Annotated in this window: 7 protein-coding genes; 4 read left to right on the top strand and 3 right to left on the bottom strand. The window is 35.4% G+C overall.

Translation table 11 applies throughout. The features are described from left to right. Nucleotides 1-304: 304 nt before the first annotated feature. The 3 genes from AC3DU7_RS18960 to AC3DU7_RS18950 all read right to left on the bottom strand — a co-directional run bounded on the left by AC3DU7_RS18960 (nt 305) and on the right by AC3DU7_RS18950 (nt 1,692). Nucleotides 305-835 carry a hypothetical protein gene (locus tag AC3DU7_RS18960; protein ID WP_488040870.1) on the bottom strand — a complete coding sequence of 177 codons (531 nt, stop codon included), beginning with the start codon at nt 833-835 and terminating at the stop codon, nt 305-307. 274 nt (nt 836-1,109) lie between these two features. Then, nucleotides 1,110-1,364 (bottom strand): element excision factor XisI family protein, encoded by a 255-nt coding sequence (locus tag AC3DU7_RS18955; protein WP_488040869.1) that lies wholly within the window; start codon nt 1,362-1,364, stop codon nt 1,110-1,112. A 169-nt stretch (nt 1,365-1,533) separates the two neighbouring features. Beyond that, entirely contained in the window at nt 1,534-1,692 is a 159-nt protein-coding gene (locus tag AC3DU7_RS18950; RefSeq protein ID WP_488040871.1) for an element excision factor XisH family protein, read from the bottom strand. 382 nt (nt 1,693-2,074) lie between these two features. Here AC3DU7_RS18950 and mutL point away from each other — a divergent pair, with 382 nt between their 5' ends. The 4 genes from mutL (at nt 2,075) to AC3DU7_RS18930 (ending at nt 8,029) form a co-directional block, all read left to right on the top strand. Next, nucleotides 2,075-3,838 carry a DNA mismatch repair endonuclease MutL gene (gene mutL, locus AC3DU7_RS18945; protein ID WP_488040868.1) on the top strand — a complete coding sequence of 588 codons (1,764 nt, stop codon included), beginning with the start codon at nt 2,075-2,077 and terminating at the stop codon, nt 3,836-3,838. 490 nt (nt 3,839-4,328) lie between these two features. Beyond that, nucleotides 4,329-6,806 carry a WD40 repeat domain-containing protein gene (locus AC3DU7_RS18940; protein WP_488040867.1) on the top strand — a complete coding sequence of 826 codons (2,478 nt, stop codon included), beginning with the start codon at nt 4,329-4,331 and terminating at the stop codon, nt 6,804-6,806. A gap of 69 nt (nt 6,807-6,875) precedes the next feature. After that, a complete protein-coding gene (locus tag AC3DU7_RS18935; protein WP_488040866.1) occupies nt 6,876-7,457 on the top strand; it encodes a DUF411 domain-containing protein in 582 nt (193 codons plus the stop codon). A 185-nt stretch (nt 7,458-7,642) separates the two neighbouring features. Beyond that, entirely contained in the window at nt 7,643-8,029 is a 387-nt protein-coding gene (locus tag AC3DU7_RS18930; protein ID WP_488040865.1) for a hypothetical protein, read from the top strand. The last annotated feature ends 15 nt before the right edge of the window (nt 8,030-8,044 follow it).

Genomic DNA, 8,044 nt, shown 5'->3' with positions numbered 1-8,044 from the left:
ATATAGCAAATATGTTGCTAAGAGCTTCAGAAAATAAAATGGGCGATCGGTAGTAGCAGAACGAAATTGTAAGTTTTCTTGTTAATGTTTAAAATAAATAAACAATATTTATATTTGTTTTCTTACTATGTGTAAAGGTTTGAAAAAAGAATTTTACAAATAATCAGGGAAATTAAAATAATTAAATCAGATTTATCTTTGATTAAAAAGGCATATTCAAAACAATAAATGAGATTTAAACTATTTATCTTTGAGGTCTATTACTATTTTGCCAACCTATTTCTAATTTTTGCTCCTTGTAAGTTTAAGAAGATTTAGAATTCAGGCAACAGGTCAGTTCAACAAGCTGTTGATAAACTGATTCATGGGTATATTCATCATCGGGGTGAGGTGGCTCTCCCGGACGTTGAAAATAAGGTCGCTCATTATTTATTTTTCCCCAGAGCATATCGACCTGACGTACTAGCTCATGAAGAATTGGGGGATTCTCCAAAATGGACTTCAATAATCCTAATAAAGCTTGCAATGGTGAATCTAGATGTTTACTAATTCGGGCTGTATCTTCATCAACCCACCTATATAGAACTGCTTCTAAAACTCCTGAGACATCCCGCAAATTCTGGCTAATCAAAGTATGGATTTCACTCTTGACTTGCACCAACTTGGGAACTGGTGATTCCCCTTTCATAAAACCACCACCTTCTTGACCAATAACATCAGCCAAGGTAAATTCCCGGCCTCTCAACAGTTCGCGTCGTATATCTTCCTCTTCTAGTTGATTCTGAGGTTTTTCTTTTGGGTGAGATTGTTCGGAGTTGGAGGAGTCTGAAATCATTACTCGCTTAATTAAGACTAAATTCTAATTCAGAGATTTTTCTTGATTTTAATGGGCGATCGAGTAGTAACGGAACCAAATTGTAAGCTTTCTTATTAATATTTAAAATAAATAAACAATATTTATGTTTGTTTTCTTACTATGGGTACAGGTTTGCAAAAAGAATGTTACAAATAATCAGGGAAACTAAAATGATTAAATCAGATTTATCTTTGATGAAAAATGGATATTCAAGGCAATAAATGAGATTTAAACTATTTATCTTTGAGGTCTATTAATAAACAGCAAAATCAGTAATTTTACGTCGCTCAACTGTTTTGAAAGCAAGTACAATTTGCTGATGATGTATACCTAAATTAACAAGTTCATTGGCAATACCCTCTTCTGTGCCATCTTGTTGTATCCAAATTTTTTGGTTGATAATGTCAAGATGAATCAGAGTTCCATAAATTCGTCTACTATTTTGCCCACCTATTTCTATGAGCAAGTAATGATTTACAGTTTCATCTATGACTAATTTACATTGCATTTCTGGGTCATTTCCGATATATTAGACATCTCCGACAATAAAAAATAAAATCAATTATCGCACAGAAATTATCAATTATTTTCCTCTACTGCCTACTGCCTCTTTTCCGGAGATGTCTATTCAATATAGTTTTGTAAGACATGGATAATTGCTTCCTTGAGTTCAATATTTAGGGTATCCATTTAACAATTATCTCTTGAGTGGAATTAAAGCTAAAAAGACGTAATATTCGATCTTCTATTAATACTATTCCAGCTTCTTCTTCAAAAACTAATTGACGTACTTCTTCAGGAATAGCTAAGTATAATTTTCGCTGTCGCTTTGACAGTATTATGGTAATAATCGCGGACTGGGATTATGACTATTTTCCTTACCGAGTAATTAATGTAAAAATCCTCTCCTTTAAAGGAGAAACAATGAATTAATTTTCCTTTTATTCAATACTCTTCCTTTTAGAGAGAGGTAATTATCCATTATTGAATGGACTAATCCGTACATCCGTGGCCAAATCTGTGTCTGCATTTGACAGTATTATGATAATAATCGCGGGCTGGCATTATGGCTATTCTCCTTACTGGACTAATCCGTACATCCGTGGCTAAATCTGTGTCTGCATTTGACAGTATTATGATAATAATCACGGGCTGGCATTATGACTATTTTTCTTACTGAACTAATCCGTACATCCGTGGCCAAATCTGTGTCTGCAAATGCAATCTAAAATTCAAACCTTACCTAAAGAAGTTGTCAATTTAATTGCCGCTGGAGAAGTGATTGATTCTTTGGCAGCAGTAGTACGAGAATTAGTAGAAAATTCTTTGGATGCTGGCGCAACTCGTATCATAATTTCTATTATTTCTGAACAGTGGCGAGTGCAAATTTCTGACAATGGTATGGGTATGAATTTAGATAATTTAAAACAAGCAGCTAATCCTCATAGTACGAGCAAAATTACTAATTTTCAAGACCTAACAAAAATTACCAGTTTGGGATTTCGTGGAGAGGCACTTCATAGTTTAGCTAATCTCTCAACTTTAGAAATATTGAGTCGTCCTAAGTCGCCTATTTTAGAGAATGAAAATGAAGGTTGGCGAATTGTTTATAATGAACAAGGAAAGGCTGTTGAAGTTGAAAGAGTCGCTATTGCTCCTGGTACTATTGTTAAGGTTTCTAATCTGTTTGGAAAATGGCCTGTTCGTCGTCAAGGAATGCCTTCTCCTGCTCAACAAATGCGAGGCATACAGTTAATTATTCAGCAAATAGCACTTTGTTATCCTGATGTTACTTGGCAAATTTGGCAGGGTAGTAAATTATGGATACAAATTAGTCCTGGTGCTACGGCAAAACAAATTTTACCTCAAATTTTATCGACGGTAAGATTGAGCGATTTACAGTATATTCAACAAGAAATTGATGAGCAAGAAGCAGAAGAATTAAATCTCGAAACATCAAATTTTTCCCAATATCAAGATTCTCAATTTTTGGATAGACAATCATTAGAATTAGTCTTGGGTTTGCCAGATAGATGTCATCGTAGACGACCAGATTGGGTGAAAGTTGCTATTAATGGAAGGGTGGTGAAAGTACCAGAATTAGAACAAAAAATTATTAGTTCTTTGGCACGGACTTGCCCTCGCGATCGCTATCCTATATGTTTTATTCATTTCCAAATTTTTCCTCATCAAATAAATTGGAATCGTCATCCGGCAAAAACAGAAGTTTATCTTCATAATCTCAGTTTTTGGCAACAACAAATCGACCTAGCAATTGCTAAGGCATTACAATTTAGTATGGAAGTAATGCCAGAATTTCCTTTGTCAGAAAGGGTAGAAAAAATATTAAAAGCATCTGAAAATACAGGGAATTATCAAACTCGTCGGTCGATACAAGTTTCCTCAGATAATACAGCAGAAAAAAATCAAGAATTTGGATTGATAGAACTTAAGGCGATCGCTCAATTACATAATACTTATATAGTGGCTGAACATCCGAGTGGTATTTGGTTGATTGAGCAACATATTGCCCATGAAAGAGTTTTATATGAAAAATTATGTGATGCTTGGGAAATGGTTTCTTTAGAGCCACCAATTATTTTGCAGAATTTATCTTCTAGTCAAATAGAACAACTTCAACGTTTAAATATAGAAGTAGAAATTTTTGGAGATTTTCTTTGGGCAGCTCGTACTGCTCCAGCAATTTTAGCTAAAAGAAATGACTGTGCTGAAGCTTTAATTGAACTGAGTAATGGTGGCGATCTAGAATCTGCTAAAGTAGCTACTTCTTGTCGTAGTGCTATTAGAAATGGTACTCCTTTAAGCTTGCCAGAAATGCAAAGTTTATTAAATCAATGGCAACTTACTCGTAACCCTCGCACTTGTCCTCATGGCAGACCAATTTATTTATCTTTAGAAGAATCAGCTTTAGCTCGTTTCTTTAGACGACATTGGGTGATTGGAAAAAGTCATGGTATTTAAACAGTTATCAGTTATCAGTTATCAGTTATCAGTTATCAGTTATCAGTTATCAGTGAAAAGTTTCTAGGTTATGGCTATCGCTTCTATAATATATAAAACATCCTGTGAAGCACTCGGAAAAAGTCAGAAGAAATAGAGAAGCCATAGAACGACCTTCCGCAATAGAAGCGATCGCTCAGACTTAGAGAAAAACTTCATTCTGTGAAGCACCAAAAAGAAAAAGTTCAGTGGCAGGAAGATTTGACTATTCAATAACAAGGCAAAGTATCTGCATTTTATGCAGCTACCAAAAAAGTCGGCGCTGAAAAGATTTTCCCCTTGCATCCACAAAAAAATCATAGTACTATGTAATTATTGGGGGCTATTCGTACCTACGCATGACTTTTTATTCAACTAAATGTATAGATAAGATTTTAAGGTGTCGCCGAAGTAACAGTAAAATCACATCAATTTAGATAGAATTCAAAATATATCAAAGTATTAAATAAAAATGAAAGTAGAAGAAGCATTGGAAGTTCTGGAGACAGTTCTAGCTCCAGGCTCTTTAAACGCTGTAAAGAAAATGGTATTTTCTCAAGCATGGGAAGGTAAAGCTTATGCTGAAATTGCCGAGCAAGCAGGTTATGACCCAGACTACATAAAAGGAGTAGCTGCAAACTTATGGCAAAGTCTGTCTAGTGTCTTAGAAGAAAAAGTAACTAAGAAAAACTTTCGCGCTCTGCTGAGACAAAAATTTGGTACTCAGAAATCATGTCTTACCAAAACCGAAAATATTCAACAACATATATTCCAATCTTCTACAGAAACAAAAAAAACACTGTCTCAACCAAAAATTGATTGGGGAGAAGCCATAGATGTTTCCGTTTTTTACGGACGTTCCCAAGAACTAGATCGACTACAACAATATATTATCGGAGATGGCTGTCGTTTAGTGGCATTACTAGGTATGGGAGGCATTGGTAAAACAGCAGTAGCAGCAAAAGTCGCCCAACAACTACAGAATGAATTTGACTATATAATCTGGCGATCGCTCCGCCATGCTCCTGCCCTAGAAACAATTCTCACTCAACTCGTATCATTCTTATCCAAGCAAGAATGTAGCCAAGGAGAACTAAGCAAACTAATTGAATACTTGCGTAACTCACGTTGCCTAATAATTTTAGATAGCGTCGAAAGCATTTTACAAACTGGATGTACAGGCCACTATCGCCCTGGCTACGAAAACTACAGTCAACTATTTCATTTAATCGGTGAAACATCCCACTCTAGCAGCCTCATCCTCACCAGCCGAGAAAAACCTCCTGAAGTAGCAGCCTTTGAAAGTATAGATGCAGCAGTACGCTCCCTACAACTATTGGGTTCTAAAGAAGTAGCCCATGCCTTACTAAAAACCAACAAAATATTAGGATCAGAAACACAAAAACAACAGCTCAGTGAATATTATAGCTATAGCCCCCTAGCCTTAAAAATTGTCACCAGCTCCATCACGGACTTATTTGATGGAGACCTGTCAGAATTTCTGCAACATGGCACAACCACCTTCAATGGCATTCGTCGCCTCCTCGACCAACACTTTCAGCGTCTGTCAAAACTAGAAAAAAAAATCATAGTTTGGTTGGCAATTAACCAAGACTGGACGAATGTCAAAAAATTGCAAACTGATATTGTGCCAGCAATTTCCAAAGCAAATCTCTTAGAAAGTTTAGAAGCTCTCATCTGGCGCTCTCTAGTCAAGAAAAAATCAAGTATGTATACAGTCGAACCTGTAGTAATGGAGTATATTCTCCACTACTTAATTGAACAGGTTGTTGGAGAGTTAACTACTGCCAATTTAGACTTATTTCTCAATCATTCTTTAATTATAACCACTGGCAAACGCTATATAAAAGAACGACAAAATAAGCTAATTATAGAACCTATCGCCAGACAACTCAGCACAATATTTAGTTCTACTCGAGCGCTAGAACAACAATTGTTATTAATTTTAAACAAACTACAAGCAAGTGAAACTTCCTTGTGTGGTTATGGCATTGAAAATCTGATTAACCTGTGCATGAAACTACAAATTGACTTAATGGTAAGTGATATTTCTCCCTGTGAAATAGAATCTCATAAATCTGCTAATACCTGCTCCCCAAAATCTATTGAAGTATTATCTACAGTTAACTCAAAATCTTCTGAGTATTGTGCAATAGTTCCTGGGAAATTTTGCCCTGCTATTAGTCAAGCAGATAAACAAAAGTGTCATGAAAGTAATAACTCACAGTTACTAGATCTTAGTTCTTGTGTTTGTCCTACTAATTCTGTAGATGTGTCTGACAAAACTTGCTTAGAAGCACCAAAGCAAGAAGATGAAAATCTTTTAGACTGTCCAATATTGTTGGAAAAAATCCAAATACCGACATTGGGTAATATTTCTGTCATCGCTTCTAGCCCAAATAAAGATTTTTTAGCGATCGCGGATAAATTGGGAGAGATTCGTCTGTTGCCAATGGTGAATAATCAGCCACATCTAGTTTTTGAGGGTCATACTCAAGAAGTACATTCTATTGTTTGGAGTCCAGATGGAAATTTTCTCGCAACTGGTGGTGGCGATCGAACAGTTAGATTATGGGATATTAGTACAGGTAAATGTCTTCACATTTTTGAGGGGCATACAGCACAAATTGATTCCTTAGTTTGGAGTCAGAATAATCAAACTATTGCTAGTATAAGTGATGATGAAACTATTAAACTCTGGGATATTTCTACTGGCGAATGTTTGCATACTTGGTTAGCTGAAAATTTTATTCAATCTTCTAGTAAGTTGGATTTACTATTAACTGATACGTGTGAATTTTTAGCTCCTACTTTTATTGAAGTGGAATGCCTTGTTAGTCTAAGTATTAATCAAGTAAGCTTTGTTGGGTTTATAGATTCTCAAGATGATTGTACCCCCGTAGTATCTTTCTTTGCATATAAAATTTAGGTAAATTATCAAACTTCCTTCTGCTATATAATCAAAAAAAGCACTTATGGATTATTTGAGGCAATAGTGATGAAAAAATTTTTCTCTAACTGGATACAGTCTTTAGTTGCTGGTGTAGCAGTTGCCGGAGTTTTGGGTACTGCATATTGGACTTTTATTGGCTTACCCCAGAATTCCACCCTGAATAAAACAGCTCAGACTGTTGATAACTCTGGTTTATCCACAACAAACGTAGCATCACAAGCACTTAATATTACTGTCTACCGTACTCCCACTTGCGGATGCTGTAAGGGGTGGGTGGAACATATCAAGCAAAACGGCTTTCAAGTCACTGATATTGTTAAACCAGAGTCAGAAATTCAAACTATTCGGCAAAAATATAATCTACCCTCAAATTTGGCTTCTTGTCATACAAGCGAAATAGCTGGTTATCTCGTAGAAGGTCATATCCCAGTGGCAGAAGTAAAAAATTTAATAGCAAAGAAACCAAATATTGCTGGAATTAGTGTTCCCAGAATGCCTATTGGCACCCCTGGTATGGAAATCGGCGATAACCTTCGGTTAAGCGTACGCTATCGTCAAGAATCTTTTAATATCTTTGCCTTTAAAAAAGATGGTCAGACTCAAGTTTTTAATTCCTATAAATTCTAGTAAATTCTAGAATTTTTAACTTAGGAATTTAGAGCAAATCAATTTGTTTATAATCTAGGCTCCACATTTCAAAATGAAGCATAATAATGATGTCTATGATAAATTAGATTATGAGAATCATTTCTATAAATGCAATTAGCAATCTTCTTATTCACCAAACGTCTATTTAGAAATGGTTTTACAAAATGGCTTTAAAAGTTCCAATGCGGTTTGAGTCAGAACCCTTGTTATGGCTTGTTGAAGATATATATTCTTTAGAAGAGTGCGCTGAGTTTATTAATTTGATTGAATGTTCTTCTCCAAGGTTAGCAACCAACAATCCAATGTATCGAAATCAGGATCGAGTAATCCGTGATGATTCTAAGATATCAAAGAAATTGTTTGAGCGATTACATCCGCATCTTCCTGAAAAGATGGGAGATTATGAATTGATTGGATTAAATGAGCGCTTGAGGATGTATAGATATCGTTCAGGACAACATTTTGCTCCACATATGGATCATTGGTATCAACCGAATGAGAAGGAAATCACATTAGACCTCTCCAAAATAGAAATTAAGGTAAAATTGTAGTGCCCAATTATATAT

It is taken from the genome of Okeania sp., assembly GCF_983059655.1.
Note: the sequence above shows the minus strand (reverse complement) of the source record. Positions and strands in the feature narration are given on the sequence as shown.

Bases quoted from the DNA above. Each gene is read 5' to 3' on its own strand.
- AC3DU7_RS18960 (WP_488040870.1), bottom strand. From the start codon at position 835: ATGATTTCAGACTCCTCCAACTCCGAACAATCTCACCCAAAAGAAAAA.
- AC3DU7_RS18955 (WP_488040869.1), bottom strand. From the start codon at position 1,364: ATGCAATGTAAATTAGTCATAGATGAAACTGTAAATCATTACTTGCTC.
- mutL (WP_488040868.1), top strand. From the start codon at position 2,075: ATGCAATCTAAAATTCAAACCTTACCTAAAGAAGTTGTCAATTTAATT.
- AC3DU7_RS18940 (WP_488040867.1), top strand. From the start codon at position 4,329: ATGAAAGTAGAAGAAGCATTGGAAGTTCTGGAGACAGTTCTAGCTCCA.
- AC3DU7_RS18935 (WP_488040866.1), top strand. From the start codon at position 6,876: ATGAAAAAATTTTTCTCTAACTGGATACAGTCTTTAGTTGCTGGTGTA.
- AC3DU7_RS18930 (WP_488040865.1), top strand. From the start codon at position 7,643: ATGGCTTTAAAAGTTCCAATGCGGTTTGAGTCAGAACCCTTGTTATGG.